This is a genomic window from Pseudarthrobacter sp. GQ63, from assembly GCF_059758765.1.
In genome coordinates this window covers 447,471-473,529 of the sequence record NZ_JCAXEF010000001.1, presented here as the reverse complement: position 1 = coordinate 473,529, position 26,059 = coordinate 447,471, and the positions used below count along the sequence as shown (strand labels likewise).

Annotated in this window: 23 protein-coding genes; 5 read left to right on the top strand and 18 right to left on the bottom strand. The window is 65.0% G+C overall.

Going from position 1 to position 26,059, the window contains the following annotated elements; all coding sequences use genetic code 11:
- Nucleotides 1-11 precede the first annotated feature (11 nt).
- The gene (gene fdxA, locus AC6CHP_RS02330; protein ID WP_026265673.1) at nucleotides 12-338 is read right to left on the bottom strand and encodes a ferredoxin; all 327 of its coding nucleotides are present in this window, start codon (nucleotides 336-338) and stop codon (nucleotides 12-14) included.
- 136 nt (nucleotides 339-474) lie between these two features.
- Between fdxA and AC6CHP_RS02325 the strand changes: the two genes are divergently transcribed.
- A complete protein-coding gene (locus AC6CHP_RS02325) occupies nucleotides 475-714 on the top strand; it encodes a putative acetyltransferase (RefSeq protein WP_377193697.1) in 240 nt (79 codons plus the stop codon).
- 124 nt (nucleotides 715-838) lie between these two features.
- Here the strand turns inward: AC6CHP_RS02325 and typA are convergent, their stop codons facing one another.
- Entirely contained in the window at nucleotides 839-2,767 is a 1,929-nt protein-coding gene (gene typA, locus AC6CHP_RS02320; protein WP_498228076.1) for a translational GTPase TypA, read from the bottom strand.
- 270 nt (nucleotides 2,768-3,037) lie between these two features.
- On the opposite strand from typA, the gene AC6CHP_RS02315 reads away from it, so the two are divergent.
- On the top strand, nucleotides 3,038-3,919 hold the full coding sequence (locus AC6CHP_RS02315; RefSeq protein ID WP_498228075.1) for an SGNH/GDSL hydrolase family protein: 882 nt from the start codon (nucleotides 3,038-3,040) through the stop codon (nucleotides 3,917-3,919).
- A gap of 69 nt (nucleotides 3,920-3,988) precedes the next feature.
- On the opposite strand, the gene AC6CHP_RS02310 is transcribed toward AC6CHP_RS02315, so the two are convergent.
- The 8 genes from AC6CHP_RS02310 to ychF all read right to left on the bottom strand — a co-directional run bounded on the left by AC6CHP_RS02310 (nucleotide 3,989) and on the right by ychF (nucleotide 14,982).
- Nucleotides 3,989-5,695, bottom strand: coding sequence for a dipeptide ABC transporter ATP-binding protein (locus AC6CHP_RS02310; protein WP_188727602.1), 1,707 nt, complete (start codon nucleotides 5,693-5,695; stop codon nucleotides 3,989-3,991).
- Between the two features lie 11 nt (nucleotides 5,696-5,706).
- Entirely contained in the window at nucleotides 5,707-6,657 is a 951-nt protein-coding gene (locus tag AC6CHP_RS02305) for an ABC transporter permease (RefSeq protein WP_377193691.1), read from the bottom strand.
- Nucleotides 6,647-7,576, bottom strand: a complete 930-nt coding sequence (locus tag AC6CHP_RS02300; RefSeq protein WP_377193689.1) for an ABC transporter permease — start codon at nucleotides 7,574-7,576, stop codon at nucleotides 6,647-6,649. The genes AC6CHP_RS02305 and AC6CHP_RS02300 overlap by 11 nt, the downstream gene beginning before the upstream one ends.
- A gap of 129 nt (nucleotides 7,577-7,705) precedes the next feature.
- Nucleotides 7,706-9,376: a peptide ABC transporter substrate-binding protein gene (locus AC6CHP_RS02295; protein ID WP_104185080.1), complete on the bottom strand. Its 1,671-nt coding sequence runs from the start codon at nucleotides 9,374-9,376 to the stop codon at nucleotides 7,706-7,708.
- 262 nt (nucleotides 9,377-9,638) lie between these two features.
- On the bottom strand, nucleotides 9,639-11,417 hold the full coding sequence (locus AC6CHP_RS02290) for an ABC transporter family substrate-binding protein (RefSeq protein WP_498228074.1): 1,779 nt from the start codon (nucleotides 11,415-11,417) through the stop codon (nucleotides 9,639-9,641).
- 63 nt (nucleotides 11,418-11,480) lie between these two features.
- Nucleotides 11,481-13,103 (bottom strand): cryptochrome/photolyase family protein, encoded by a 1,623-nt coding sequence (locus AC6CHP_RS02285; RefSeq protein WP_498228073.1) that lies wholly within the window; start codon nucleotides 13,101-13,103, stop codon nucleotides 11,481-11,483.
- A gap of 82 nt (nucleotides 13,104-13,185) precedes the next feature.
- On the bottom strand, nucleotides 13,186-13,857 hold the full coding sequence (locus tag AC6CHP_RS02280) for an SDR family NAD(P)-dependent oxidoreductase (protein WP_188727595.1): 672 nt from the start codon (nucleotides 13,855-13,857) through the stop codon (nucleotides 13,186-13,188).
- 39 nt (nucleotides 13,858-13,896) lie between these two features.
- Nucleotides 13,897-14,982 (bottom strand): redox-regulated ATPase YchF, encoded by a 1,086-nt coding sequence (ychF, locus tag AC6CHP_RS02275; RefSeq protein ID WP_188809700.1) that lies wholly within the window; start codon nucleotides 14,980-14,982, stop codon nucleotides 13,897-13,899.
- Between the two features lie 100 nt (nucleotides 14,983-15,082).
- Between ychF and AC6CHP_RS02270 the strand changes: the two genes are divergently transcribed.
- The gene (locus AC6CHP_RS02270; RefSeq protein WP_427117517.1) at nucleotides 15,083-16,324 is read left to right on the top strand and encodes a DNA recombination protein RmuC; all 1,242 of its coding nucleotides are present in this window, start codon (nucleotides 15,083-15,085) and stop codon (nucleotides 16,322-16,324) included.
- A 122-nt stretch (nucleotides 16,325-16,446) separates the two neighbouring features.
- Here AC6CHP_RS02270 and AC6CHP_RS02265 read toward each other — a convergent pair whose 3' ends face one another.
- Both AC6CHP_RS02265 and AC6CHP_RS02260 read right to left on the bottom strand, forming a co-directional pair.
- Nucleotides 16,447-17,526, bottom strand: a complete 1,080-nt coding sequence (locus AC6CHP_RS02265; protein WP_066277584.1) for a 4-hydroxy-3-methylbut-2-enyl diphosphate reductase — start codon at nucleotides 17,524-17,526, stop codon at nucleotides 16,447-16,449.
- 9 nt (nucleotides 17,527-17,535) lie between these two features.
- A complete protein-coding gene (locus AC6CHP_RS02260; protein ID WP_188727589.1) occupies nucleotides 17,536-18,387 on the bottom strand; it encodes a hypothetical protein in 852 nt (283 codons plus the stop codon).
- Between the two features lie 267 nt (nucleotides 18,388-18,654).
- Between AC6CHP_RS02260 and xseA the strand changes: the two genes are divergently transcribed.
- Both xseA and AC6CHP_RS02250 read left to right on the top strand, forming a co-directional pair.
- Complete coding sequence (gene xseA / locus AC6CHP_RS02255; RefSeq protein WP_498228072.1) at nucleotides 18,655-19,995, top strand: exodeoxyribonuclease VII large subunit; 1,341 nt, start codon at nucleotides 18,655-18,657, stop codon at nucleotides 19,993-19,995.
- Nucleotides 19,988-20,206, top strand: coding sequence for an exodeoxyribonuclease VII small subunit (locus tag AC6CHP_RS02250; protein WP_066277590.1), 219 nt, complete (start codon nucleotides 19,988-19,990; stop codon nucleotides 20,204-20,206). Before xseA ends, AC6CHP_RS02250 begins: the two co-directional genes overlap by 8 nt.
- Before the next feature lie 28 nt (nucleotides 20,207-20,234).
- Here the strand turns inward: AC6CHP_RS02250 and AC6CHP_RS02245 are convergent, their stop codons facing one another.
- From AC6CHP_RS02245 to AC6CHP_RS02220, 6 genes are all read right to left on the bottom strand, one after another.
- Nucleotides 20,235-21,089, bottom strand: a complete 855-nt coding sequence (locus tag AC6CHP_RS02245; protein ID WP_427117521.1) for a polyphosphate kinase 2 family protein — start codon at nucleotides 21,087-21,089, stop codon at nucleotides 20,235-20,237.
- A 51-nt stretch (nucleotides 21,090-21,140) separates the two neighbouring features.
- Nucleotides 21,141-22,361, bottom strand: coding sequence for a pyridoxal phosphate-dependent aminotransferase (locus AC6CHP_RS02240; RefSeq protein WP_066277595.1), 1,221 nt, complete (start codon nucleotides 22,359-22,361; stop codon nucleotides 21,141-21,143).
- A 149-nt stretch (nucleotides 22,362-22,510) separates the two neighbouring features.
- Nucleotides 22,511-23,473, bottom strand: a complete 963-nt coding sequence (locus AC6CHP_RS02235; protein ID WP_498228071.1) for an ABC transporter substrate-binding protein — start codon at nucleotides 23,471-23,473, stop codon at nucleotides 22,511-22,513.
- On the bottom strand, nucleotides 23,470-24,216 hold the full coding sequence (locus AC6CHP_RS02230) for an ABC transporter permease (RefSeq protein WP_104185091.1): 747 nt from the start codon (nucleotides 24,214-24,216) through the stop codon (nucleotides 23,470-23,472). Before AC6CHP_RS02230 ends, AC6CHP_RS02235 begins: the two co-directional genes overlap by 4 nt.
- Nucleotides 24,213-24,893, bottom strand: a complete 681-nt coding sequence (locus AC6CHP_RS02225) for an ABC transporter permease (protein WP_188809693.1) — start codon at nucleotides 24,891-24,893, stop codon at nucleotides 24,213-24,215. Before AC6CHP_RS02225 ends, AC6CHP_RS02230 begins: the two co-directional genes overlap by 4 nt.
- On the bottom strand, nucleotides 24,893-25,993 hold the full coding sequence (locus AC6CHP_RS02220) for an ABC transporter ATP-binding protein (protein WP_498228070.1): 1,101 nt from the start codon (nucleotides 25,991-25,993) through the stop codon (nucleotides 24,893-24,895). Before AC6CHP_RS02220 ends, AC6CHP_RS02225 begins: the two co-directional genes overlap by 1 nt.
- Between the last annotated feature and the right edge of the window lie 66 nt (nucleotides 25,994-26,059).

Sequence of the window (26,059 nt, the reverse complement as noted above, 5' to 3'; positions counted from 1 at the left end):
ATCTTCCCGCGTCAGTGGTCTTGGTTCTGCGGCGGCAGTGCGGCGATCATCGGGTGGTCCTTGCCGGTGTTCCCGACCTTCGCTGCTCCGCCCGGCGAGCCGAGGTCGTCGAAGAACTCGACATTGGCCTTGTAGTAGTCCGCCCATTCCTCCGGGGTGTCATCCTCGTAGTAAATGGCTTCAACAGGGCACACCGGTTCACAGGCACCGCAGTCCACGCACTCGTCCGGATGGATGTACAGCGAACGCTCACCCTCATAGATGCAGTCGACGGGGCATTCCTCAATACATGCCTTGTCCTTGACATCTACACACGGCTGCGCGATTACGTACGTCACGTCCCTGGCCTCTCCACGTTGGTTCCGGCAACCCGCCGGCACTTGCATCCGGCGCTGCGGCCGGACCCTTGACATCTGAGCCTATTATCTCCCAGCCCGTTCCCGCGAACCTAGCCGGACACCCTAGTATGAACTGGTGAGTCAGCCTGTTCCTACCCCCGCCGGGTTCCTCTCCGGCGCAACACCCGGAATGCGGGTGGTGGTGCGCTACCGCATCGAGGGCGGCCTGACCGACGCACTGGGCCATCTGGTGGCGTGCGACGGCGGTGTGTGCACCATCCGGACGCGGAAGGCCGACGTCGTTATCCAACTGTCAGACGTAGTGGCCGCCAAGGAAGTCCCGCCGGCACCCGAGAGGCGCCGGCCCGCACAGTAGGTGCGGCCCACCGCGGCCGAGTTGGCTGCGCAGGCGGGGCGGCCCCGCAGGACAAAGAAAAAGCCGGTACGACGGCGGGAATCCCCACCGCCGTATCGGCACTTTCAGTAACGGGCTTTGGCGACTAGACCTTGGCGCGGGCGCGGTTGGCCTTGGCGCGCTCGTTGGTGTCCAGGATGACCTTGCGGATGCGGATCGATTCCGGGGTCACTTCCACGCACTCGTCCTCGCGGGCGAATTCGAGGGACTCTTCGAGGGTCAGGTCGCGCGGGGGCGTCAGGTTCTCGAAGGTGTCGGAGGAGGCTGCACGCATGTTGGTGAGCTTCTTTTCCTTGGTGATGTTGACGTCCATGTCGTCGGCGCGGGAGTTCTCGCCCACAATCATGCCTTCGTAGACCTCGGAGGTGGGCTTCACGAAGAACGAGCCGCGCTCCTGCAGGTTGATCATGGCGAACGGCGTGACAACACCGGCGCGGTCAGCGACCATCGAGCCGTTGGTGCGGTACTCGATGGGGCCGGCCCACGGCTCGTAACCCTCGGAGATGGACGCTGCGATGCCGGCGCCGCGGGTGTCCGTGAGGAACTTGGTGCGGAAGCCGATCAGGCCACGGGCCGGAACGATGAATTCCATCCGGCACCAGCCGGTGCCGTGGTTGGCCATGTTGGTCATGCGGCCCTTGCGGGCTGCCATCAGCTGGGTCACGGCGCCGAGGTACTCCTCGGGGACGTCGATGGTCATGTGCTCCATCGGTTCGTGGATCTTGCCGTCGATGGTCTTGGTGACAACCTGCGGCTTGCCCACGGTCAGTTCGAAGCCTTCGCGGCGCATCTGCTCCACCAGGATGGCCAGCGCCAGCTCGCCACGGCCCTGGACTTCCCAGGCGTCGGGACGCTCAGTGGGGAGAACCTTGATGGAGACGTTACCGATCAGTTCCTTGTCCAGGCGGTCCTTCACCTGGCGCGCGGTGACCTTGGCGCCCTTGACCTTGCCGGCCAGCGGCGAGGTGTTGATACCGATCGTCATGGAGATCGCGGGATCGTCCACGGTGATCAGCGGCAGCGGCTGCGGGTTCTCGGCGTCGGTCAGGGTCTCACCGATGGTGATCTCCTCGATGCCGGCGACGGCGACGATCTCACCCGGGCCTGCAGACTCCGCGGGAACGCGGTCCAGGGCTTTGGTGGCCAGGAGTTCGGTGATCTTCACGTTCTTGAGCTCACCGTTGGCGCGCGCCCAGGCAACGGTCTGGCCCTTGCGCAGGGTGCCGTTGTAGATGCGGAGCAGGGCGAGGCGGCCCAGGAAGGGGGAAGCGTCCAGGTTGGTGACGTGCGCCTGCAGTACACCCTCCGGGTTGTAGGTGGGTGCCGGGATGTGCTCGATGATGGTCTTGAACAGCGGCTCCAGGTTTTCGTTCTCCGGAGCGGTGCCGTCAGCGGGCTGGTCAAGGGAAGCGCGGCCAACCTTGGCGGCTGCGTAGACAACGGGAACTTCGAGGATCTTGTCCAGGTCCAGGTCCGGAACTTCGTCCGCCAGGTCCGAGGCAAGGCCCAGGAGGAGGTCCATGGACTCGTGGACGACTTCCTCGATGCGGGCGTCGGGACGGTCGGTCTTGTTGACCAGCAGGATGACGGGCAGGTGCGCGGCAAGGGCCTTGCGCAGTACGAAGCGGGTCTGGGGCAGCGGGCCCTCGGAAGCGTCAACGAGGAGGACGACGCCGTCGACCATGGACAGGCCGCGCTCCACTTCGCCGCCGAAGTCGGCGTGGCCGGGGGTGTCGATGACGTTGATGGTGATGGTCTCGCCGTTGGAGGACGGTCCGTTGTAGGCCACGGTGGTGTTCTTGGCCAGGATGGTGATGCCCTTTTCGCGCTCCAGGTCACCGGAGTCCATCACGCGGTCTTCAAGGTGGTTGTGCTCGGCAAAGGAGTTGGTCTGCTTGAGCATGGCGTCGACCAGGGTGGTCTTGCCGTGGTCAACGTGGGCCACAATCGCGACGTTGCGGAGGTCACTGCGTGATGCAGTGGCGACCGCGGTGTTGGTGGTGGTTTCAGACATGCGTAATGGCTCGATTCAGTGGTGAAAGTCAGCTGTTGTATCGCGACATTTCCAACCGGAACGCACGACGGATCAGGCCCTTAGCACAGGGCGCCTTCCTTCATTCTAGCGCCAGTGCCATTTATTGGCCTAAATTCTCCGGCGGCGTGCGGGCATCGCGTGGCCCTGACACTGCCCCGCCACGGAAAATTGTGCGCAAAATCACTGGCCATACAGGACGGCATGCAACATGATTGCTCTGACAGACCGTGCCAGCCCGAAAGACACCCGATGCGAAAAACCCTGGCCGCCAAGGCCTGGACCCGTTGTGCCGCGTCCGGCGTCGCTGCGGTTGTTGCCTTGTCTGCCGGACTCTCCGGCTGCGGCATGCCCGCCCCGTCCCCCGGGAATCCTGAACGTCCAGTTGCGGCGGCGGCTGCGGCGGGATCCCACGGGGCACAAGGGAATCCTGTTGGAGTAGCTGCCGGTTCCCGCGTCCTGAACCCGGCCAACGGGCGGCTTGAGGCCGTTGTCCCGGAGGTCAGCAGGACGGTCCTGCTGATCGGTGATTCACAGTCCGAACCCGTTGACGGCTGGCCGCGGCTGGGCCTGGCTGCGGCGGGCTACAAGGTGTACTTCTGCGGCCGGGGCGGGACCGGCTTTGTCTCCTCGAACGGTGCAACAGGCAACTACATCGATGCCCTGCTGCGCGGCGACTGGCTGCTCCCGTCCGGCACGCCGGCGCTCATTGTCATTCAGGGCGGCGGCAATGACGCCGCCGGTGCAGCGAGTGACATCCAGATAGCCGCCAATGCCGAACGCCTCATCGCCGAGCTCCGGGAGCGCTACCCCGGCACGCGCATGGCGATGATCGGAACGCTTGCCCGTGGGGAAGCCCACGGCGGCGGACGGCGGACCGAAGTCGATGCCCTGTTGGGGTCGGTGGCAGCGTCCCATGCCCTCCCCTTCGTATCCGTGGGTGACTGGTTGACCCGGTACGGCCTGGTCAAGGACCTCGCGGACACAGTGCATATGACCCCTGCGGGACGCCAAAAATTGGGAGTCCTCCTCGGGGGCAGCCTCCGGGACCTGGGCCTGGACCGCAAGCCGACGGCGGACCAGCAGCCGCTGCGGGCTTCAGGCACCCTGGACGACGGCCCGGGCCAGGACTGAAACACAGACGGCTGGAGCCGGGACCCGAAGGCCCCGGCTCCAGCCGTACTTGTTGCGCGGGCAGCCCGCTTATGCAACTTCCGGCGGAAGCATCAGCTTGGCCCCCGGGATGGCGTTGAGCAGCGCCTGTGTGTACTCCTGCTGCGGCGCGTCGAAGACGTCGTCCGTGGATCCCGTCTCCACCAGGCGCCCCTTCTCCATCACGCAGACGTGGTCTGCGATCTGGCGGACCACCGCGAGGTCGTGGGTGATAAAGAGGTAGGTCAGGCCGAGGTTGGACTGCAGGTCAGCCAGGAGGTTCAGCACCTGCGCCTGGACCAGGACGTCCAGGGCGGACACCGCCTCGTCACAAATGATGACTTCGGGATCCAAAGCCAGCGCGCGGGCAATGGCAACGCGTTGCCGCTGGCCGCCGGAGAGCTCGTTCGGGTACCGCTGCATGGTGGACTGCGGCAGCGCCACCTGGTCCAGCAGCTCGCGGACCTTCTTTTCGCGGCTGGCTTTGTTCCCGATCTTGTGGACCCGCAACGGCTCCTCAATGGTCCGGTAGATGTTGTACATCGGGTCCAGGGAGCCGTAGGGGTCCTGGAAGATGGGCTGCACTCGGCGCCGGAACTTGAACAGTTCCGAGGGCTTCAGCAGCTGGGTGTCCACGCCGTCGAAAAGTATCTTGCCGTCGGTCGGCTTCTCCAGCTGGAGCACCATCTTGGCCACTGTGGACTTGCCGGAGCCCGACTCCCCCACGATCGCCGTCGTGGTTCCGCGAAGGACGTCGAAGCTGACGCCGTCCACCGCCGCAAAGTCCGAGGATTTGCCCAGGCCCTGCCGAAGCTTGTACACCTTCCGCAGGTCCTGGATCTGCAGGACGTTGTCGGCGGTGAGCGCCTCGGCGGCCGGAGCCAGGAGGTCCGCCGCTTCCACGCCTTGTTCCTTGGCAACCTGGATGCGCCGGCTGGCCAGGGACGGTGCCGACTCCACGAGCCGCTTGGTGTAGGGATGCTGCGGGTTCTGCAGCAGCTCCAGAGACGGCCCTGATTCGACCACCTGACCCCGGTACATGACCACAACCTTGTCCGCGCGTTCGGCGGCAAGGCCGAGGTCGTGGGTGATCAGCAGGACAGCCGTGCCGAGCTCGGACGTCATGCCTTCGAGGTGGTCCAGGATCTGCCGCTGCACCGTGACATCCAGCGCTGACGTGGGCTCATCCGCAATCAGCAGCCGGGGCTGGCAGGACAGGCCAATGGCGATCAGGGCCCGCTGGCGCATGCCGCCGGAGAACTCGTGCGGGTACTGCTTCGCGCGGCGGTGCGCGTCCGGAAGGCCAGCCTCGGACAGGACCTTCGCGATGTCCTCCGGTCCGCTGGGCCTGCCGTTGGCGCGCAGGGTTTCCTTGACCTGGTAGCCGATCTTCCACACCGGGTTGAGGTTGGACATGGGGTCCTGGGGCACCATGCCGATGGTGTTGCCGCGCAGCTCAATCATCCGCTTTTCGGGCGCATGCGAGATGTCTTCGCCGTCCAGAAGGATCTGTCCGCCGGAGACCCGGCCGTTGGCAGGCAGCAGCCCGATTGCTGCGAGTGCGGTTGTAGATTTTCCCGAGCCGGACTCGCCCACGATCGCCACGGTCTCACCCGGCATGATGGTCAGGTGGGCATTCCGGACAGCGTTCACCTCGCCGTTGCTGGTGTTGAACGTGATGGCCAGGTCCCGGATTTCCAGGAGCGGCCGGTTTGCGGGTGTTCCGGCTTCAGTAATGGTGACATCTGATGCAGTCACGTGTGCCTCCTTCATCGCTGGCGGCTCTTCGGGTCAAGAGCATCGCGCAGGGCGTCGCCCAGCATGATGAAGCTCAGGACGGTGATGGACAGTGCGGCAGCCGGGTAGAGGAGCACGGCGGGATTGGTGCGGATGGACGATTGTGCGGCATTGATGTCGTTACCCCAGGACATGATGCTGCCTGGGAGCCCGATGCCAAGGAAGGACAACGTCGCCTCCAGCACGATGAACACACCGAGCTCCATGGTGGCCAGCACGATGATGGGGGCGAGGGCGTTGGGCAGCACATGCTTGATGAGGCTCTGGATCCTGGACACGCCGAGCGATCGGGCCGCCGTGATGAAGTCGGCGTTGCGGACTTCGATCACTGCGCCACGGGTCAACCTTGCCATCTGGGGCCACGCAAGCAGCACGATGATCGTAATGACCGTCCACACACTCTTGTTCTCCCTGAAGTACGGGAGCTGGACAACGACCAAGGCGCCGAGTACCAGCGGGAGTGCAAAGAAGATGTCGCCGAGGCGGGCGATCACGGCATCGATCCAGCCGCCGTAGAAGCCGGCCAGTGCGCCCAGGGTTACCCCAATGATGAGCACGCCGATGACAGCGAACACGCCAACCATGACAGAGGCCTGTGTGCCGTAAATGACGCGGGCGTATACGTCGCAGCCCTGGAAGGTGAACCCGAACGGATGGCCGGCCGAAGGCGCGCCATCGGAATTTGCCAGCTGGCAGTTCTCGTTGGGGGCAGTCTGGGTGAACAGACCCGGGAAGAAGGCCACTACCAGGATGACCAGGATCATCACTGCCGAGACGATGAACAGCGGACGACGGCGGAGCTTCCGCCAGGCGTCAGCCCACAGGCTCAGCGGGGCCTGGTCAGTCTTCACCGCATCCGTTGCCAGCAGAGGGGTCTCCTCGATGGGGGCAACGAAGTGCGTGGTGTCTTGGTTACTTTTCATAGCGAATCCTTGGATCAAGCCAGGCGTACAGCAAATCAACCAGGAGGTTGGCGATAACGAAGACGAGCACCAGCACACTCACGATCGCGACGACGGTGGGTCCTTCGCTGCGGAGAATCGCCTGGTAGAGCTTCTGCCCCACACCGGGGACGTTGAAAATGCCTTCGGTGACGATGGCACCGCCCATCAAACCGCCGAGGCTGGCGCCCAGGTAGGTGACAACGGGAATCATCGAGTTGCGGAGGATGTGCGCCATGACCACGCGGGGCCGGGACAGCCCCTTCGCAGTGGCGGTACGGACGTAATCGGCCGTTGAGTTTTCAATCACCGACGCGCGGGTGAGGCGAAGCACGTAGGCGAAAGAAACCAGCGCAAGCGCGAACGCCGGAAGCAGCAGCGTGCTCCAGCTGACGTCCGTACCCACTGTGGGTTTGGCCCAGCCAAGGTACACACCGAACACCAGCTGCAGGACGAAGCCGAGGACGAAGATGGGGATGGCGATGACGACGAGCGAGGCGAGCAGGACCGTCGAGTCGAAGATCTTTCCCTTGCGGAGGCCGGCGATGAGTCCGAAACCGATGCCGAACACTGCCTGGATGACGAGCGCTTCGACGGCCAGCATCACGGTGACGGGGAAGACGCGGCCGAGCGTGGCGGCGATGGGCTGGCCGGTGAAATCGACGCCCAGGTTGAACGTAAAGAGATTCTTGAGGAACAGGCCGTACTGGATCCAGAACGGCTGGTCCAGGTTGTACTGCTGGCGGAGCGCCGCGATGACGGCTTCGCTCGGCGGACGGTCTCCGAAGAGCGCCCTGATGGGGTCCCCGGGGAGGGCAAACACCATGAAGTAGACCAGCAGGGTGGTGCCCAGGAACACGGGAATGGCTTGGAGCAGGCGCCGGAGAATGAACTGGATCACAGCTGACCCTCCGGGGCTTGTGGAGATGGGGGGAATTTCATGTAGGACAGCTTCCTGCCGGTATCAAGGCTATGGGGGCCCGGCTGGTGCCGGACCCCCACTAGCTATTTGAGTTGGACGGTCTCAGGACTACTTTGCGGTGATGTTGTAGTACTGGATGACACCGTTCCAGCCGCTGTCCACGTTGGTGACGTTCTGGCTCCACACGACCTGGCGGGCGGAGTACCACAGCGGGAGGTTGGGCAGGTCCTGGAACAGGATTTCCTGGGCCTCGGTGAACTTCGCGTTGGCGTCGTCGGTGGACTTGGAGCCCAGGCCTTCGTCGAGCAGCTTGTCGAACTCAGGGTTCGAGTAGCCCTCGTAGTTGGCGCTGGCACCGGTCCGCAGCAGCGGGCCGAGGAAGTTGTACAGCGACGGGTAGTCTGCCTGCCAGCCGGCCCGGGCGAAGCCGGGAAGTGTCTGGGACTTGCGCAGGTCCAGAAGTTCAGCAAACTTGGCGAAGGGCTGGCCTTCAGCCTGGATGCCGAGGTTGTTCTTCAGGTTGTTGGCAACGGCGTCGATCCATTCCTTGTTGCCGCCATCGGTGTTGTAGCCGAGCTGGAGGGTCTTGTCTGCCGGCCACGGGCTGATGGCGTTGGCCTTTTCCCAGGTTTCCTTTGCCTTGGCGGCATCGAACTTCAGGACGTCGGATCCCTCGACGTTCTCGTTGTAGCCATCCACGGCCGGGGAGGTGAAGTCCTTGGCCGGGATGCGGGTGCCGCTGAAGATGACCTTGGTGATCTCGTCACGGTTGATGGCCATGGAGATGGCCTGGCGGCGCAGCTTGCCTGCTTCGCCCTGGAACTCGGGCAGGTAGCCCGGGATGTTCAGGGTGGAGTTGCCTGCGTACGGCTTGTTGAGGTGGTTGTCCGGGAAGTCCATGGTGTAGGTCTTCAGGGCGTTGGTGGGCAGGACATCCGTGACGTCCAGGTTGTTGGCCTGGATGTCGGTGTAGGCAGGAGCCGGGTCCGTGTAGAACTTGAAGGTCACGCCGCCGTTCTTGGCTTCGCGGGTGCCGGCATAGTCCTCGTTCTTGACGAGTTCAATCTGGCTGTCGTGCTGCCAGGCGCCTTCCTTGGCCATCTTGTACGGGCCGTTGCCAACCGGGTTCTCGCCGTAAGCCTTGGGATCAGCGATGGCTTCGGAGGGAAGCGGCATGAAGGCGGTGTAGCCAAGGCGCAGCGGCCAGTCGGCCTCCGGCTGCGTCAGCTTGACCTCGATGGTGGAGTCATCCTTGAGGACCAAGCCGGAGAGGGTCTCTGCCGTAGGGGCGGGGACTTCCGTTTCGCCTTCCTTCTTGGTGGCGCTGACGGCGTCGTAGCCCTCGATGGATTCGAAGAAGCTGCTGTTCGCCTGGGCGTTGGTGCTCAGCGCGGCGAAGTTCCATGCGTCAACGAAGCTCTTGGCGGTGACTTCCTCGCCGTTGGTGAACTTGGTGCCGCTCTTGACCTTGATGGTGTAGTTCTGGCCATCCGGGGATTCGATGGACTCAGCCAGCGCGTTGACCGACTCGCCACTGGGGCTGTAGCTGGTCAAGCCTTCAAAGAGAAGCTCAACAACGCGGCCGCCATAGACCTCGTTGGTGTTTGCCGGCAGCAACGGGTTCTGGGGTTCGTTGCTGTAAGCCGTGATGATCTTGGCCGGATCGCCTGCGGCGTCGCTTGCCCCTTCATTGCTGCCGCCTCCAGCGCCGCAGCCGGTCAGGGCGAGGGCGGCGATTGCCACCATGCCCAGTGCTTTGGAAGTGCGCGTAAAACGCATTCCGCCTCCTATGAGTTGTGGGAGATAACGAGGGGGGAATCTGGTGGTTCCCCGCAGGCGAGACGCAGCTTTCGACTGTGACGCAACCTACATATACGAGTAGCCTAACCGCACGAAGTCCAGATACTGGTACTCCGTTGCCAAACCGTGACCGGCTTGAACTGAACGCCTAGTCGGTCAACGGAAGTTGTGCAAGTCACATGCTACTCGCCGGTAGCCCCTACGGCGAATCGGGAAGGAGGGAAGGTTTTTGCCCCGGATATCAGGACGACGCCGGCTGGGCCAGGCGCCAGTCCCACACGTTCCACCAGACACCCAGGGGGCCGGCGCTCGTCTTGACCCCGGCCACCCGGGCGCTGAAGGCTGTGGTGCCAATGGTCTGGTAGAGCGGGAGGCCATAGGCGTTTTCCCAGATCTGTTTGTCGATCTCGGCCAGGAGCTCATCCTGCTTGCCCAGGTCCGTGGTACCGGCCAGCTGTTCCATCAGCCTGTCGGCGTCGCCGTCGGAAAAGGCGTTGAAGTTACTGCCGGCGCCGGTACGGAAGATCTGGGGAACCCGGCTGACCCCCGCTGCGGTGCCAATCCACCCCAGCAACGCGGCGTCGTAGCCTCCGCCCCCGAGCGCCCGGGCCCAGTCAGCACTCCCCTGCCCCGCATCGACCACTTGGAAGCCGGCCTGCGCGGCGGAATCCCGAATCAGGGAAAATGCTGTGGCGCGGTTGGGATTGTCCCGGTTGTAGAGGATCCGGATAGTCGGGGTGTCACCATCCAGGAGCGCCTTTGCCCCGTCGATGTCCACCTCCGCATAGTCCGACGAGCCGTTGTTCTTGACGGTGTCGCCGTATTTGGGCTGGGCCGGCAGGAACACGTGCGAATCCAGGGGCGCGGCGTCGGGCTGCCGGTCCCCCACCACGGCGTCGATGATGGCTTGGCGGGGTACCGCCTTCAGGAATGCCTGGCGGACGTCCTTGTCGGCAAAAGGCCCGGAGAACGTGAGGTCCAGGTGGTCGTAGCCTGACTGGTTGTACCACTCAACGGTGTTGCCCTGGTCCGCCAGTCCAGTCAGGAGTTCCCCGGTTTCCGCCGAGGGCTGGGGGGAGATGATGTCGGCCTGGCCGTTGCGGAGCGCTTCGACTGCCGTGGGCACGGAGCCTGTGAAGCGGACGGTTATTTCATCCAGCCAGGGCTCCTGGCCCCACACGTAGTCGCGGTTCCGGACGAGGGTCATGGAGACTTCAGGGACGATATCGCGGACGATGTACGGGCCGTTGGAGAGATACACGGACGGGTCGTCGGGCAGGCTCTTGGAGTCGAACCCCGAGTTCCAGAAGTCACTGACCCGCCTGAGGGGTTCGTTGACTGCGGGCTCTTCCCCATTGCCGCGGGGTGAGTCCCGGATCAGGTCGATCAGCTCTTCTTCGTCGTTCAGGCCGCTTTTCGCTGCCACCACGTGTGCCGGCAGGCCGACGTCGAACGCCACTTCCCAGTCAGCGTAGGGCACGGCGTATTCCAGGGTGATGGAACGGCCGTCCGCCCCGATTTCCGGCAGCACGGTGCCGGCAAGGCCGCTGGTGTCGGAGGCGACCGCAAAGTATGTGTTGCCTGTCCCCGCCAGGGGGTCGGCGTCGTCAAAATACCCTGACCCGGCCGCCCAGCTCAGGAGGAGGTCGCCGGCGTCGACCGCCTCGCCGTCGGACCATTTGACGCCCTCGTTGACGGTGTACCTCACCTTCAGCGGCTGGTCCGAGACCTTCTCGTAGCGCCCGAATTTTTCGTTCCGCACCACTCTTGCGGCGTCATCCAGGTAGTAGAAACCCGAGTGGGTGACGTAACCGATCTTGGAGTTGATATCGGTGTTGCCGTCCGCGCTGTACGGGTTGAAGGACGAGAACGCGTTGACCTCCGCGACGCTCACGCTGCCGCCGCGCTCGGCCTCCCCCACCACCACAGGGGTGGTGCCGCCGTTGCCCGAGCACCCCGACAGGACCAGGGCGGCAGCCACCGCCGCGGTGATGTAGTGCACCAGACGCCTGAACGGCATGCCGCCTCCTTGTTTTCCTTCTGCGGGAGGGGCTCCTGGAATCGCCAGGATCACGCCCTGTACTCAGGATAAGGCGTGCGGGCCCTCGATTGGCGGTGCCGTCCGCAGCAGCCGTGTTGCTTCCCGTCCTGCGCCGAGCAGGGCTTCAGCACGACGGCGGTGCTCCCGCCGCTTGTCCGGGTCCATGTTGTCCAACAGGGAGACCACCATCCGCGAGCGGGGATTTCTTTCGAAGACCTCCCGGTGGTCGTCGATGAAGGTCCAGTACAGCCCGTCCCAGTCTTGGATCCATTCCCCTGCCGGCAGGTCCGACATCCTGCGGAGGTAATTGCTGCCCGAAACGTAGGGCTTCGTGGTGATCTCCTCCCCCGCCGCGAACTGGCTCATGGCGTACACGTTGGGGACCATCACCCAGTCGTATGCGTCGATGAACAGTTCCATAAACCACTCGTAGACGTCGTCAGGATGGATCCGCAGCAGGGACATGGCGTTGCCCAGGACCATCAGCCGCTCAATGTGGTGGGCGTATCCCGTGGCAAGGACCCGCGAGACCACCATGTCCACGGGAGCCAGCCCGGTGTCCGCGTCCCACCAACCGTCACCCAGCCCGTTCCGGTGGTTCAACCGGTTGGCTGTGCGCAGCTGCCGGCCGCGGGTCCGGTAGGTGGCGCGCATGTATTCCCGCCAGCCAATCACCTGCCGGACGAATCCCTCCAGGGAGGCGAGAGGAGTATGTGGGCCTGCACCCGCGAGCACGGCCTCAAGGACTTCCCGCGGGTCCAGCAGTCCGATGTTCAACGCCGGGGTGAGCAGGCCATGGGCGATGAACGGATGCGTGGTGGATATTGCGTCCTCGTAGGGACCGAAGTCGTCCAGCCGTTCGCGGACGAACTCGTGGAGGTGCCTGCGTGCCTCGTCCGCGCTCGTGGGCCAGGCAAACAGGAAGGGATCGCCCGGAGCGTCCGGGAACTCTTCCGCCACCCAGGCAATCGCCTGTTCGACGTCGTCCGAGGCTGCGTCTCCGGCAGCGGCTTCTTGTCCGGTGAGGGCTTCAAAGTCGAAGGTCCCTTGCGGCTGATGGATGGGGTGGCGCGCAAACCGGCCCACCGTGCGGGGTGTGTACCCCCGAGGGAGCTTTTTCCGGTTGTCCGCGTCGAAGGACCACTTCCCGCCTGCCGGCTGCCCGCCGCCGTCGATAAGGACGCCGAGGCGGCGGCGCTGCCACACGTAGAAGTCGTGCATGCGGGCTGGGTTGGCGCCAAACCAATCGTCAATCTGCCCGCGGTCGGTGAGGAAATTCGGCGTCTCCAGCACGTCTTCGCCGCGCATCCGGTAGCCGCCACCGGCCAGGCCGGAATACAGGTCCTGTTCAAGCCAGTCGTCCACCACGTCGAACCAGGTCACCTGCTCCGGGCGGCGGTGGCGCACAAGGTCTGCGAGCTGCTGGTGGGAGCTGCGGCCGGCCTCGCTGTGGAGGACGACAACCTCGTGGCCCTTCGCGCCAAGGCGGCGCGCAAACCGGCTCATGGACGCCCGGTGCAGGACCAGTTTGTGGGAGTGGAACGAGTACTGGCGAAAGAGCAGGTCATGCTCGATCAGCACAAACACCGTACCGTCTGCCGCATCGAGGTGTTCGCGGAACAACTGATGCGGCAGAACCAGTCGCAGGTGCGGGCCGTACGTCATTCCCCCACCCTAGGGGGCTTTGACGCCTCCGCCGCCAGCGGTAAACCAGCCTCGGGGTCCATTAGCTTCTGTGGCGCTGGGTTCAAAGACTTGGAACAGCCTGGAAGGCGGTGCTGGGCAGATCCTTCTCGCCATCGACGATCGCAGCGATGATCCGCGCTGCAACCAGGTCCGGATCCAGCCCCGCGCCGAACCGCGGCGCCGACCCGGCGATCGGATGATCGGACAGCGCGGTGGCAGTGTGCCCTGGGCGGGCGTCCACGATTCGGATGCCCGCACGGCGATACTCGCGCGCCGCCGCGACAACGAAGGCCGCGAGCCCAGCCTTCGACGCCGAGTATGCCGCCAGGCCGGCGACGGGTGCCTCGGCCACAACGCCGCTCAGTGTGACAACGAAGGGCTCGCGGCCCTCACGTGCCGAGGCGGCGAGGTAGGGCTGGCTCTGCGTAATGAGCTGGATCGGACTGGTCGTGTTCACAGCGAAGAGTTCGTCCACCGTGGCGGGTTCAAGGTCTGATGCGGCGCCGAAGGCGACGACCCCGGACGCCACCACCAGCCCGTCGAGGCGTCCGTGCTGCGCATTCGTGTCTTCCAGGACTTCCCGGATCACGGAGGGTGCACGCAGATCGTGCCCGGCAGACTTTGACGACCGGGCGACGATAGCGCCGTTACTTTCCAGCTGGGCGGCCATGCGCGAACCGAGTCCGCCGGTGGCGCCGACTACCAGAACAACCGCACCCTGAAGAGTCGTCATGGGTAGATCCTAAGCCACGTGCCCGAAAATCCTGTGGGCTTAGACGTTGAAGCGGAACTCCACCACGTCGCCGTCGGCCATCACGTATTCCTTGCCCTCAATCCGGACCTTGCCGCGGGATTTGGCCTCCGCCATGGACCCGGCTTCCACCAGGTCGTTGAAGGACACCACCTCGGCCTTGATGAAGCCACGCTGGAAGTCGGAGTGGATTACCCCCGCTGCCTGCGGCGCAGTATCGCCCTGCCGGATGGTCCAGGCACGGGTTTCCTTGGGGCCGGCGGTCAGGTAGGTCTGCAGCCCCAGCGTGTGGAAGCCGACGCGCGCCAGCTGGTCCAGCCCGGATTCGTCCTGGCCATTCATTTCCAGCATCTCGCGGGCTTCTTCCTCGTCCAGTTCCACGAGGTCGGCTTCGAGCTTGGCATCAAGGAAAACGGCGTCCGCCGGGGCAACCATGGCCCGCAGTTCCTCCTGCTTTTCGGGACTGCCCAGGATGCCTTCGTCGGCGTTGAAGACGTAGATGAACGGCTTGGCCGTCAGGAGGCCGAGCTCCTTGAGGTGTTCCATTTCGAGCTTGTCGCTCTTGATGGAAGAGAAAATGGTGTCGCCGCGCTCCAGAACCACCTGGGCTGCCTTGATGGCGGCAAGCTCCGCAGCTTCCCGCTTCTTGATCTTGACTTCCTTTTCGATCCGCGGGATAGCGTTCTCGATGGTCTGCAGGTCTGCCAGGATGAGCTCGGTGTTGATGGTTTCCATGTCGGACTGGGGGTCCACCTTGCCGTCGACGTGGATGACATCGGGGTCATCAAACACCCGCACCACCTGCGCAATGGCTTCGGCTTCGCGGATGTTGGCCAGGAACTTGTTGCCCAGGCCTTCTCCTTCAGAGGCTCCCTTGACGATGCCGGCGATGTCCACAAACGACACCGGCGCGGGCAGGAGGCGCTGCGATCCGAAGATCTCAGCCAGCTTCTGAAGCCGGGGGTCGGGCAGGTTCACGACGCCGACGTTGGGTTCGATGGTGGCGAACGGGTAGTTCGCGGCCAGGACCTGGTTGCGGGTGAGTGCGTTGAAGAGAGTTGATTTGCCGACGTTGGGCAGTCCGACGATGCCAATAGTAAGAGCCACGAGGATTTATTCTACCCGCAGCGGGCGGCCCGGGGTCCGGCGCCGGTCAGGGAAAATGTCGCTTCGGCAAAATGTCACAGCCCCATGCGACAGTGAGGGCATGGATGGTTTCGCGTTGATTCTTGCTTTGTTCATGCTGCTGCTGGGTGCCTTTGCGGGTGCTGCCGCCGTGTTCTTGGTGCTGCGGAAAAACACCCGCGGCCTGGAAGAGGACTTCGACGCCGTGTCGTCACGGCTTTCGGAGGTCAGCGCGCAGTTCGCCGCGGCCGACGCCGAGCGAAGGCTTTTGGCGGCACAGAACCGCGAGCTGGGTGAGGCAAGGACGCAGGACGGCAGCGTGCTGCGCGCACTTGCCCCGGTGGCGGAGAAACTGACGGCTGTCCAGCAGCAGGTGGCGCTGCTGGAACGGGACCGGGTGGAGCAGTACGGCCAGCTCGCCCAGCAACTGCAGGAAGCGCGGCTCTCCGATGAACAGCTCATCCGTTCCACCCACGCCCTGGAGTCTGCCCTGAGGTCCAACAGTGCCCGGGGCCAGTGGGGCGAAGTCCAGCTCCGCCGGGTGGTGGAAGCATCGGGAATGCTGCGGCACGTCGATTTCGTGGAGCAGGTCCACTGTGCCGGTCATGATTCGGGCATAAGGCCGGACCTGGTGGTGCAGCTGCCGGGCGAAAAGCAGCTGGTGGTGGACGCAAAAGTACCGCTTTCCTCCTACCTGGAAGCCCAGGAACTTGGTGCGGCGCAGGACCTCCGTCCGGATTCCGGCGCCCGGCACACCGGACCGCTGTCCGGGAGCGACCGCCGGAACCAGCAGGCGCTGCTGGCCGCCCATGCCAAGGCACTGCGGGCACACGTTGATTCCCTGAGCAGCAAGAAGTACTGGGACATTCCGGGCAACTCCCCCGAGCTGGTGATCTGCTTCATTCCTGCCGAGTCCATCCTGGCCGCCGCGCTCATGGCCGACGCCGGGCTCCTCGATCACGCGCTGTCGAAGAACGTGGTCCTGGCATCTCCCAGCACCCTGCTGGCTGTGCTCAAATCCGTGGCCTTCACCTGGCGGCAGGACGTCCTCACGGACAACGCCCGGGAGTTGTTCGAACTGGCGCGGCAGCTGTACGACCGGATGGGGACCCTGGGCGAGAACGTCACCAAGCTGGGCTCGTCCCTGAAATCGTCAGTGGACCGCTACAACGCCATGGTGGGGACCCTGGAAGCCCGCGTCCTTCCCACGGCCCGGAAGCTGAACTCGCTTGAGGAATCCGGGCTTGCTGCCCCTCCGGTTGTTGAGGTTACCCCGCGGGCCCTGGCGGCACCTGAGCTGCAAAGCGACCACGAAGCCGCCTGACAGCGACGGCAAGAGGCACCAAAAAAGTGGGCCCGGCAGGTGCCGGGCCCACGTCCACAAAGATCAGATACGCGGTCACTGGCTGACGCACCGCGGGCTGCGCGGTCTCGGCCGTGTGCAGGTCAGTCGCGCGAGCGGCGTCCGCCCAGGGCACGGCTGACGTCGCCGGCCTGCTTGAGTGTTGCCCGGAGTTCCTTGGGCAGCGAGAAGAGCAGGTCCTCCTCGGCCGTAACAACTTCCTCCACGGTGCCGTAGCCGTACTCGGCCAGCAGGCGCAGGACGTCCTGGACCAGGACTTCCGGGACTGATGCCCCGGATGTCACGCCGACAGTGGCGACGCCTTCAAACCAGGCCTCATCAACCTCGTTCGCGAAATCCACGCGGTAGGACGCCTTCGCCCCGTACTCCAGTGCCACTTCCACCAGCCGGACAGAGTTGGAGGAGTTCGCTGAGCCCACCACGATCACCAGGTCTGCCTGCGGCGAGATCTTCTTGATGGCCACCTGGCGGTTGGTGGTGGCGTAGCAGATGTCGTCGCTGGGCGGATCCTGCAGGGTGGGGAACCGCTGCTTGAGCAGGCGGACCGTTTCCATGGTTTCGTCGACGCTGAGAGTGGTCTGGGAAAGCCAGATCACCTTCTCCGGGTCCCGGACGGTTACCTTGTCCACCTCATGCGGGCCGTTGATGATCTGGATGTGTTCCGGCGCTTCTCCCGCCGTGCCCTCGACTTCCTCATGGCCGTCGTGGCCGATCAGCAGGATGTCGAAATCGTCCTTGGCAAACCGGACGGCCTCCTTGTGGACCTTGGTCACCAGGGGGCACGTGGCGTCAATGGTGCGCAGGCCACGGTCCTCGGCGGACTGGACCACTGCAGGCGATACTCCGTGGGCCGAGAAGATGACCAGGGCACCTTCGGGCACTTCGTCCGTTTCGTCGACGAAGATGGCACCCTGTTCCTCCAGGGAGCTGACCACGTGCACGTTGTGGACGATCTGCTTCCGCACGTACACCGGAGGACCGTAGTGTTCCAGGGCCTTCTCGACGGCGATGACCGCACGGTCAACGCCGGCACAGTAACCGCGGGGAGCAGCGAGCAGCACCTTCTTGGTTCCGGAGACGGGGGCTGCGGCAGCTACTTCCTCAGGTGAGCGGCGCCTACGCGGGATGGTGGGCATCGAAAGGGAAACAGCTGAGGGGGTCATTACTCCATGCTACCGGCTTGCCCGGGCCCGCTTTCGCGTGGCGAACCCGGCCACCAGGCCCAGGAGCAGCAGCGCACCGCCGCCGGCGGCCGCTGCCATGGTCCAGCCCCGGAAATCTGCTGCGGCCGCCGCCACCAACTCATCCCTGAACATGTTGGCAACCTCATTTCCGCTGTCCGCGGACACAGCGGCAGCGGAGGCAATCCCGGAGCCGAGGGTCCATGCAGCCGCCAGCAGCAGCGCGCCTGCTCCTGCGCCGGCAATTACTGTCCAGCGCCGGTTCGCCGCCACCAGGGCAAGGAGCAGAGCGATCGCCGACCCTCCGGCCAGAAGGTAGCCGGCGGGGGCATAGGTGGTGAGCCTCTCGGTCCATTCCTTGTGCTCAGGCTGGCCCACGTTGATGAGGGTCTGGTCCGGCGGATCCAGGGGCAACCCCGTGGTGCGTGAAATTTCCCCGGCCCCCAGCGACACCAAGGGAGCGACGTCAAGGGTGAGGGACGACGCCGGGGCTGATCCGCCGTCGTCCGTCGCCGGACTGGCAAAGCTCAGCCGGTGGCTGTTGCGCAGGGTTTCCTCCCATGCGGCCGGATACTCCGGCAGGGCGGTCAGCGCGGACGCGGCGTCCTCCAGCACCGGTTGGACCAGGTCCGAAAGGAACCCTGGAACGGCGCTGGTGTCGATGGTTGCCACCGCTGCCACGGCCAGCTGCTGCTGGAACCCGGGGTCCCTTCCGAGCGGAGCCGCCAGTTCAACGAAGCCCTGCTCCTGGACGATGTTGCGGTCCAGCCAGATGGCGGGGACTGCGACGGCGGCCAGCAGCACGGCCAGTACGGCGGCGGCAGCGGAAACAAAACTACGCACGGAGAATCCTTCATGTTGGCGGGGGTCACCCCATCCTAGGCGGGGCCCGGGGCGGCACCCTTGTCAGTCCGTGGTGGTAGAGCTTATGGATAAGGTTGAATGACCGCCGGCCACCACCGGCTTAAATTCCAACCGGCTTTATTCCAACCAGCTCTTATTTCAAAGCGCTATTCCGACCAGCCCATTTCCAGCCAGCGACGAAACAACCAGCCGACCAACGGACGAAGGACCCCATGCCCGCAGCTACAGCCCGCCACGAGCGTCCGCATGTCTGAACAGGCGTCGCTTCCGGTCCCCGGCCAGCAGCTCGAGGCGCCCACCACGCTGCCTGCCACTGCTGCCGAAACCAGCCCGGACAACCCGTGGCCGCTCCAGCTGCTGTCACAGAAGCTCAAAGCCCATATCGACCGTACGCCGTCTGCGTGGGTTGAAGGGCAGGTTATTGAGCTGAACCGCCGGGGCACCAACGCCTACCTCACCCTGAGGGATGTCGACGCCGAGGTGTCGCTGCCCGCCTCCGTGTGGACCAAGGTGCTGGAACGCCAGAACCTGCCGCTGGAGCGGGGCTCCCGCGTGGTTGCCCTGCTGAAGCCGGAGTTCTGGCTCAAGACCGGCCGGCTGAACATGTTGGTCAGGGACATCAGGCCTGTGGGCCTGGGCGATCTCCTGGCCCGTATCGAGCGGCTGCGCCAGGCGCTCTCCGCCGAAGGGCTCTTCGCGGACTCCCGCAAGAAGCCCCTGCCCCTGCTGCCGCACCGCATCGGCCTCATCACCGGCCGCGATTCCGACGCCAAGAAGGATATCCTGCGCAACGCTGCCCTGCGCTGGCCGGCAGTCGAGTTCGAAATCCGGGAGGTGGCCGTGCAGGGGAACACCGCGGTGGCCCAGGTGGTCCGCGCCCTCCGCGACCTGGACGCCCTGCCCGAAGTGGATGTCATCGTCATCGCCCGCGGCGGCGGCGCCCTGGAAGACCTCCTGCCCTTCAACAGCGAAGAACTGATCCGTGCCGTGGCCGCCGCCGCCACCCCGGTGGTCAGCGCCATCGGCCACGAGGCGGACCGTCCGCTGCTGGACGACGTCGCGGACCTGCGGGCTTCCACGCCCACGGACGCCGCCAAGCGGATTGTCCCGGAAGTGTCCGAGGAACTGGCAGGTGTGCGCCAGGCAAGGGTGCAGCTGCGCCGGTGCATGGAACGGCTGGTGGACAGGGAAGCGGACCGCCTGGCGTCCCTCCATTCACGGCCGGTGCTGGCAGCGCCGGAAGGACTCGTGACCATCCGGTCCGAGGAAATTGAGCGGCTGCTCCGGAGGTCCTCCGCCGCCGTCAGCTCCTCCGTGGTCCGCGCGGCCGACCAGCTGGAGCACCTGAAAGCCCAGGTGCGGGCGCTGTCACCGCAGAAGACGCTGGACCGGGGGTACGCCGTCGTCGAACTCGCCGCAAGGCGGGCGGAAGAAGCCGGCACCGCCGGCCATGCCGTGGTGCGCCGCCCGGCCGAAGCTCCGCCCGGCTCGCCCCTGTCCATCCGCGTGGCTGAAGGCCGCTTCGGCGCAACCTCCACCGGGACACTTGAACAGCCCATTACCGAAACCGGAGAACTGAATGACTGAGCAGAAACCAGCGGCCGACATCCAGGCACTGAGCTATGAGGAAGCCCGTGAGCAGCTCATCGCTGTGGTGGGAAAGCTTGAGGCCGGCGGCGCCAGCCTTGAAGAATCCCTGGCCCTGTGGGAACGCGGCGAGGCCCTGGCCGCACGGTGCGAGGAATGGCTGGAAGGCGCCCGGAAGCGGCTGGCAGCTGCCCGCGACCAGCCGCTCTAGGCCCGCGGCCGCAGGCTGAAAGGAAGCGTCAGGACCGCACTACCAGCTCGCGTTCCAGGGCGACGTCGAACTCAGCCTTGGGCCATTGAAGGTCCATTCCGTTCAGTGCACCCAGCAGCAACTGCTGGACGGCGATCCGGGCAAACCACTTCTTGTTGGCGGGGACCACGTGCCAGGGCGCGTTCGCGGTGTTGGTTTCATCAATGGCCGCCTGGTAGGCATTCATGTAGTCCTCCCAGAAAGCCCGCTCGTCAAGGTCGCCACGGCTGTACTTCCAGTGCTTGGCCGGGTTGTCCAGCCGTGCCAGCAGCCGCTCCTTCTGCTCCTCTCCACTAATGTGGAGCATCACCTTCATCACCGTGGTTCCGGAGCCGCTGAGCCTGGCCTCGAACTCGTTGATGGCCACATAGCGGCGCTTGATCTCCTCCGGGCTGGCCCAGCGGTGGACGCGGTGGATCAGGACGTCCTCGTAGTGGGAACGGTCGAACACCCCCACCATCCCGGCGGCGGGTACTTCCTTTTCGATCCGCCACAGGAAATCGTAGGATTTTTCCTCATCCGTGGGAGCCTTGAAGGCCTTGAACTGCACACCCTGGGGATCCATGGCGGCCATCACATGGTTGACGATGCCGCCCTTGCCCGCGGTATCCATGGCCTGGAGGATCAGCAGGATGCGCTTGCGCCCGCCGAACCGGGACTCGGCGAACAGCTTTTCCTGCAGCTGCGCCAGTTCATCGTCGAGTTCCGCCAGCAGTGCCTGGCCGTCCTCTTTGGTGCCCTTGAAGCCCGGCGTGGAATCAGGGTCCACGTCGGCCAGCGAAAAACCCTTCCCTGCCCGCAGGGTCTCAGAAGGGTGCTGATCAAAGCCTGTGGCGCCGGACATGGGAAATCCTTTCGCGAAGTTCCACGGGACCGAAGCGCCCGTGAACACAGGCTAGTTGCCCTGGTACCTGCTGAGGAAGTCCCCCATCCGCCCCACCGCTTCTTCGATGTCCTTGACGTTGGGCAGGGTGACCATGCGGAAGTGGTCCGGGCGGACCCAGTTGAAGGCCCTGCCGTGGGACACCAGGATCTTTTGTTCCCTCAGCAGGTCCAGGACGAACTTCTCGTCGTCGCGGATGTGGTACACCTCGGGGTCCAGCTTCGGGAAGAGGTAGAGTGCGCCCCGCGCCTGCTGGGTGCTCACGCCGGGGATGGCGTTGAGCATGTCGTAGGCCTTGTTGCGCTGCTCCAGCAGGCGCCCGCCGGGCAGGATCAGGTCGTTGATGCTCTGGTACCCGCCCAGGGCCGTCTGGATGGCATGCTGGGCCGGAACGTTTGCACACAGGCGCATGTTGGCCAGCAGGCTGATGCCTTCGAGGTAGTCCGCCGCATCCTTCTTGGGGCCGGAGATGGCCATCCAGCCGGCCCGGTAGCCGCATACCCGGTACGCCTTGGACAGGCCGCTGAACGTCAGGCACAGGACGTCGTCGCCGGTCAGTTTGGCCAGGTTGATGTGGACCGCGTCCTCGTACAGGATCTTTTCGTAGATCTCGTCGGCGAAGACCACCAGGCCGTGCTTCTCAGCGAGGGCGACGATCTTCTTCAGCGTCTCTTCCGGGTAGACCGCGCCGGTGGGGTTGTTCGGATTGATGACCACGAGTCCCTTGGTGCGGGGCGTGATCTTGGCTTCCATGTCCTCCAGGTCCGGCTGCCAGCCCGTTTCCTCGTCGCAGAGGTAGTGGACGGGCCTGCCGCCGGCCAGCGCCACGGAAGCGGTCCACAGCGGGTAGTCCGGGGTGGGGATCAGGACCTCGTCACCGTCATTGAGCAGGGCCATCAGGGACATGGTGATGAGTTCGCTGACGCCGTTGCCCAGGTAGATGTCATCCACGTGGATGTTCTGGATGTCCCGGGTCTGGTAGTACTGCGAGACGGCGGTCCGTGCGGAGAAGATGCCCCGGGAATCGCTGTAGCCCTGGGCGTGCGGCAGGTGGCGGATCATGTCCACGAGGATGGCGTCCGGCGCTTCAAAGCCAAACGGCGCGGGATTTCCGATGTTCAGCTTGAGGATCCGGTGCCCCTCCGCCTCCATCTGCTGGGCAGCCTGGAGGATTGGCCCACGAATGTCATAAAGGACGTTGTTGAGCTTGGTGGACTGCCTGAATTCTGCCATTCCTCAAATATGCCACAGGAAGGATGGACGGCCGTTGAGACGTCAGCCACAGGGTGCGCGCGCCGCCACCCGGAACGGACGACGGCGGCTGCCGGACTTCTGGAAGTCCGGCAGCCGCCGTCGTACTGCTTGTGGTCAGGTAGGAAGTCCTACTTGACGATGCCCTTTTCCTTGAGCCACGCGTCCGCCGCTTCCTTGGCACCCTGCTTCTGGCTGCCGCTGACGGCACGGTTCAGGTTGATGAGGTCCTCGGTGGTCAGGATGCGGGACACCGAGTTGAGGGCCTCCTTGGCCGTGTCGGTCATCTTCGCCTCGTTGTACAGCGGGACCACCTGCTGGGCGATGAAGTTGTTCTTGGGGTCTTCAAGGACCACAAGATCGTTGTCGGCGATGGACGGGGTTGTGGTGTAGATGTCCGCCACCTGCACCTGGTCTTCAAGGAGCGCCTTGAGCGTCACGGGACCGCCGCCGTCACTGAACGGCTCCAGTTTCTTCGGCTCGCAGTTGTAGTTCTCCTTCAGGCCGGGCAGCCCGTAGGCACGCTCGGCGAAGGTGGCGGGGGCGCCCACCACGATCTCGCTGCACACCTTGGCCAGGTCCTCAAGGGACTTCAGCTGGTACTTCTCGGCCGTGGCCTTGGTGACCACCATGGCGTCCTTGTTCTCGGCCTTGGAGGGTTCCAGCACCGCCAGTCCGTCCGGCAGCTTCTCCGGCAGGGCCGCCGCGATGTCGTCCGCCGACTCCTCGGACGCTTCCTTGTCCACGTGCAGCAGGAGGTTGCCCGTGTAGTCCGGAACCACGTCCACCGATCCGTCCTGGACGGCCTTGATGTACACCTCGCGGGAGCCGATGTTCGGCTTGGTGGTGGCGTTGATGCCGGCGGCGGTCAGGGCTCCTGCGTAGAGTTCCGCCACGATCTGGCTTTCCGGGAAGTCAGCCGAGCCGACGACGAGGGACGTCGCTTCCCCGGAGGCTGCTCCGGTGGTGGCCGGCGCGTTGCTCAGCGGATCGGAGGATCCTCCGCACGCGGACAATGCCATGGCCAGGCCGAGCCCGGCGGCGAGCCCGCTGAATGCCCGCCTGCCGAGGTGGTGTGGACGGCTTTCCTTCATGATTTACCTCCTTGTACCACAGCCTCCGTTAGGACGGGGTCTGTGAGATCGGCCGCAGCCTGCTGGCTGCGGCGGGACTGGCCAGAGGCGCCTGTTGCCAGGAACAGCCTCTGGAAAAGGGACAGGACGAGGTCGACGGCGATGGCGAGCGCTGCGATGAGCAGGGAGCCGCCGAGCATCTGCGGGAAGTCGCTGAGGACCAGGCCGTCGAAAAGGTAGCGGCCCAGGCCGCCCAGGTTGATGTAGGCCACCACGGAGACGGTGGCGATGACCTGAAGCACGCCGGTCCGGAAGCCGCCAAACATGACGGTCAGGGCGTTGGGCAGCTCTGCCCGGAACAGGACCTGCAGTTCGGTCATGCCCATGGCGCGGGCGGCATCCACCACGTTGCGGTCCACGCTGGAAATTCCGGCATAGGTGCCGGCCAGCAGCGGGGGGACCGTGAGGATAACGAGCGCCCAGATGGGCGGCATCAGCCCGATCCCGGCGAGCAGCACGAAGAGTGTCAGCAGCCCCAGGGTGGGCAGGGCGCGCAGCGCACCGGCGAGCGCCACCACGGCAACCCTTCCCCTGCCCGTGTGGCCGACGTACATGCCAACGGGGACGGCAATGGCAACAGCGATCAGCATGACCAGGCCGGTGTACTGGAGGTGCTCTCCCAGCCGGGCGGGTATTCCGGCGGCGCCGGTCCAGTGCAGCGGATCGGCCAGCCAGGCGAAGGTGTCGGTGAAAACGTTGCTCATGCCCGGTCCCCCTCAGCCGCCGGCACCAGTCCCGGGCGGATCTTTCCTGCCCGCTCCCACGGCGTGAGGAGCCGTTCCAGCAGGACAAGCAAAGCGTCCATCAGCAGGGCGAGGACAAGGATGGCAATAATCCCCACCACGATTTCCGTGATGAAGCCCCGCTGCAGCCCTGATGTGAACAGCATGCCCAGGTTTCCGATGCCAAGCAGCGCTGCCACGCTGACCAGTGAAATGTTGCTGACGGACACCACCCGGAGCCCGGCGAACATCACCGGCAGGGACAGCGGCAGGTCCACCCGCAGGAACCGGGCCAGCGGTTTGTATCCCATGGCCACAGCGGCTTGTCCCACGTCCTCGCTCACCGAGTCGAAAGCGTCCAGGGCGGCACGGACCAGGAGTGCCACCGCATAGATGGTCAGGGCCACCACCACGTTGAGCGGGTCCAGGATCCTGGTGCCCAGGATGGTGGGAAGGATGATGAAGAGTGCCAGTGAGGGAATGGTGTACAGCAGCGAGGAGGCCGTCAGCACCACCGAGCGGAGGGCCCGGTTCTGCCGGGCCAGCTGCGCCAGGGGAAGGGAGATGACCAGTCCCAGGACCATGGGGACGAGGGCAAGCACCAGGTGCTGGCCGGACCGTTCCAGGACCATGTCGATGTTGGCCAGGAACCACTCCATCAGAGTGCAGCCTGCCGGAGCTGGCGTGCTTCTTCAATGAGGGCCAGTACTTCTCCGCCCCGGATGACACCCTGCACCCGGCCCTCCGCATCCACTGCGACGCCGAGGCCCGACGGCGAGGACAGCGCCGCGTCCAGTGCGCGGCGCAGGCTTTCCCCGGGGCGGAACAGCGAACCTCCCGGAATGAGGCCGGTGGCGGTGCCGGGCGTGGACCATCCCAGCGGGCGCATCTCTTCGTCCACCACCAGCTGCCAGCCGCTTGTTGCGTCCGGATCGGTTCCGGAGCCGCTGCGGCCGCGGACGATCGTCGGCACCGAGTGGAGGGCGACGCCGTCGGAAGAGGTGAAGCCAAGGTGCCGGAATCCCCGGTCCCGTCCCACGAAGGAGGCCACGAAGTCGTTTGCCGGGGCACGGAGGATTTCCTCCGGCGTGGCGTACTGGGCAAGCTTTCCGCCCACCGCGAAGACGGCCACCTTGTCGCCCAGGACGGTGGCTTCATCGATGTCGTGCGTGACAAAGACGATGGTCTTGGCCAGGTCCTTCTGGAGCCGCAGCAGCTCCTGCTGGAGCTCGTCGCGGACCACGGGATCCACGGCGCTGAACGGCTCATCCATGAGCAAAATGGGTGGATCGGCGGCAAGCGCACGGGCTACCCCCACGCGCTGCTGCTGGCCGCCGGACAGCTGGGACGGGTATCGCTTGGCGAGTGGCCGGGCCAGGCCCACCACGTCCAGGAGTTCCTCGGCGCGCCGGCGGGCGTCGGCCTTGGACACGCCGTTCAGCCGGGGCACGGTGGCAATGTTGTCCAGCACGGAGCGGTGCGGCAGCAGCCCGGCCGACTGCATCACATACCCCATCGAGCGGCGCAGTTCGGGCGCCGGCACGGAGGTGACGTCCCGGCCGTCCACCGTGATGGCCCCGGAGGTGGGTTCCACCATCCTGTTGATCATGCGCAGCGAGGTGGTTTTGCCGCAGCCCGACGGGCCCACAAAGACGGTGATGGATCCCTTGGCGATGGACATGGAGAGGTTGTCCACGGCCGGTTGCCCGCCCTGGAACTGCTTGGTAACGCTCTGAAACTCGATCATCGCCTGGTCCATGGTGCGGACTCACCTGTTCTCTGGGACGGCCTCTGAAAGCACCGCGACATTGTCATCAGCACGCTG

Excerpts from the sequence above, each read along its gene's own strand:
- AC6CHP_RS02315 (WP_498228075.1), top strand. The coding sequence starts at position 3,038 with ATGCGAAAAACCCTGGCCGCCAAGGCCTGGACCCGTTGTGCCGCGTCC.
- AC6CHP_RS02245 (WP_427117521.1), bottom strand. The coding sequence starts at position 21,089 with ATGTCCGGCGCCACAGGCTTTGATCAGCACCCTTCTGAGACCCTGCGG.
- AC6CHP_RS02265 (WP_066277584.1), bottom strand. The coding sequence starts at position 17,526 with ATGACCCCCTCAGCTGTTTCCCTTTCGATGCCCACCATCCCGCGTAGG.
- AC6CHP_RS02280 (WP_188727595.1), bottom strand. The coding sequence starts at position 13,857 with ATGACGACTCTTCAGGGTGCGGTTGTTCTGGTAGTCGGCGCCACCGGC.
- AC6CHP_RS02225 (WP_188809693.1), bottom strand. The coding sequence starts at position 24,893 with ATGGAGTGGTTCCTGGCCAACATCGACATGGTCCTGGAACGGTCCGGC.
- typA (WP_498228076.1), bottom strand. The coding sequence starts at position 2,767 with ATGTCTGAAACCACCACCAACACCGCGGTCGCCACTGCATCACGCAGT.
- AC6CHP_RS02305 (WP_377193691.1), bottom strand. The coding sequence starts at position 6,657 with ATGAAAAGTAACCAAGACACCACGCACTTCGTTGCCCCCATCGAGGAG.
- xseA (WP_498228072.1), top strand. The coding sequence starts at position 18,655 with ATGTCTGAACAGGCGTCGCTTCCGGTCCCCGGCCAGCAGCTCGAGGCG.
- AC6CHP_RS02270 (WP_427117517.1), top strand. The coding sequence starts at position 15,083 with ATGGATGGTTTCGCGTTGATTCTTGCTTTGTTCATGCTGCTGCTGGGT.
- AC6CHP_RS02220 (WP_498228070.1), bottom strand. The coding sequence starts at position 25,993 with ATGGACCAGGCGATGATCGAGTTTCAGAGCGTTACCAAGCAGTTCCAG.
- AC6CHP_RS02235 (WP_498228071.1), bottom strand. The coding sequence starts at position 23,473 with ATGAAGGAAAGCCGTCCACACCACCTCGGCAGGCGGGCATTCAGCGGG.
- AC6CHP_RS02285 (WP_498228073.1), bottom strand. The coding sequence starts at position 13,103 with ATGACGTACGGCCCGCACCTGCGACTGGTTCTGCCGCATCAGTTGTTC.
- AC6CHP_RS02290 (WP_498228074.1), bottom strand. The coding sequence starts at position 11,417 with ATGCCGTTCAGGCGTCTGGTGCACTACATCACCGCGGCGGTGGCTGCC.
- AC6CHP_RS02240 (WP_066277595.1), bottom strand. The coding sequence starts at position 22,361 with ATGGCAGAATTCAGGCAGTCCACCAAGCTCAACAACGTCCTTTATGAC.
- AC6CHP_RS02295 (WP_104185080.1), bottom strand. The coding sequence starts at position 9,376 with ATGCGTTTTACGCGCACTTCCAAAGCACTGGGCATGGTGGCAATCGCC.
- AC6CHP_RS02230 (WP_104185091.1), bottom strand. The coding sequence starts at position 24,216 with ATGAGCAACGTTTTCACCGACACCTTCGCCTGGCTGGCCGATCCGCTG.
- AC6CHP_RS02250 (WP_066277590.1), top strand. The coding sequence starts at position 19,988 with ATGACTGAGCAGAAACCAGCGGCCGACATCCAGGCACTGAGCTATGAG.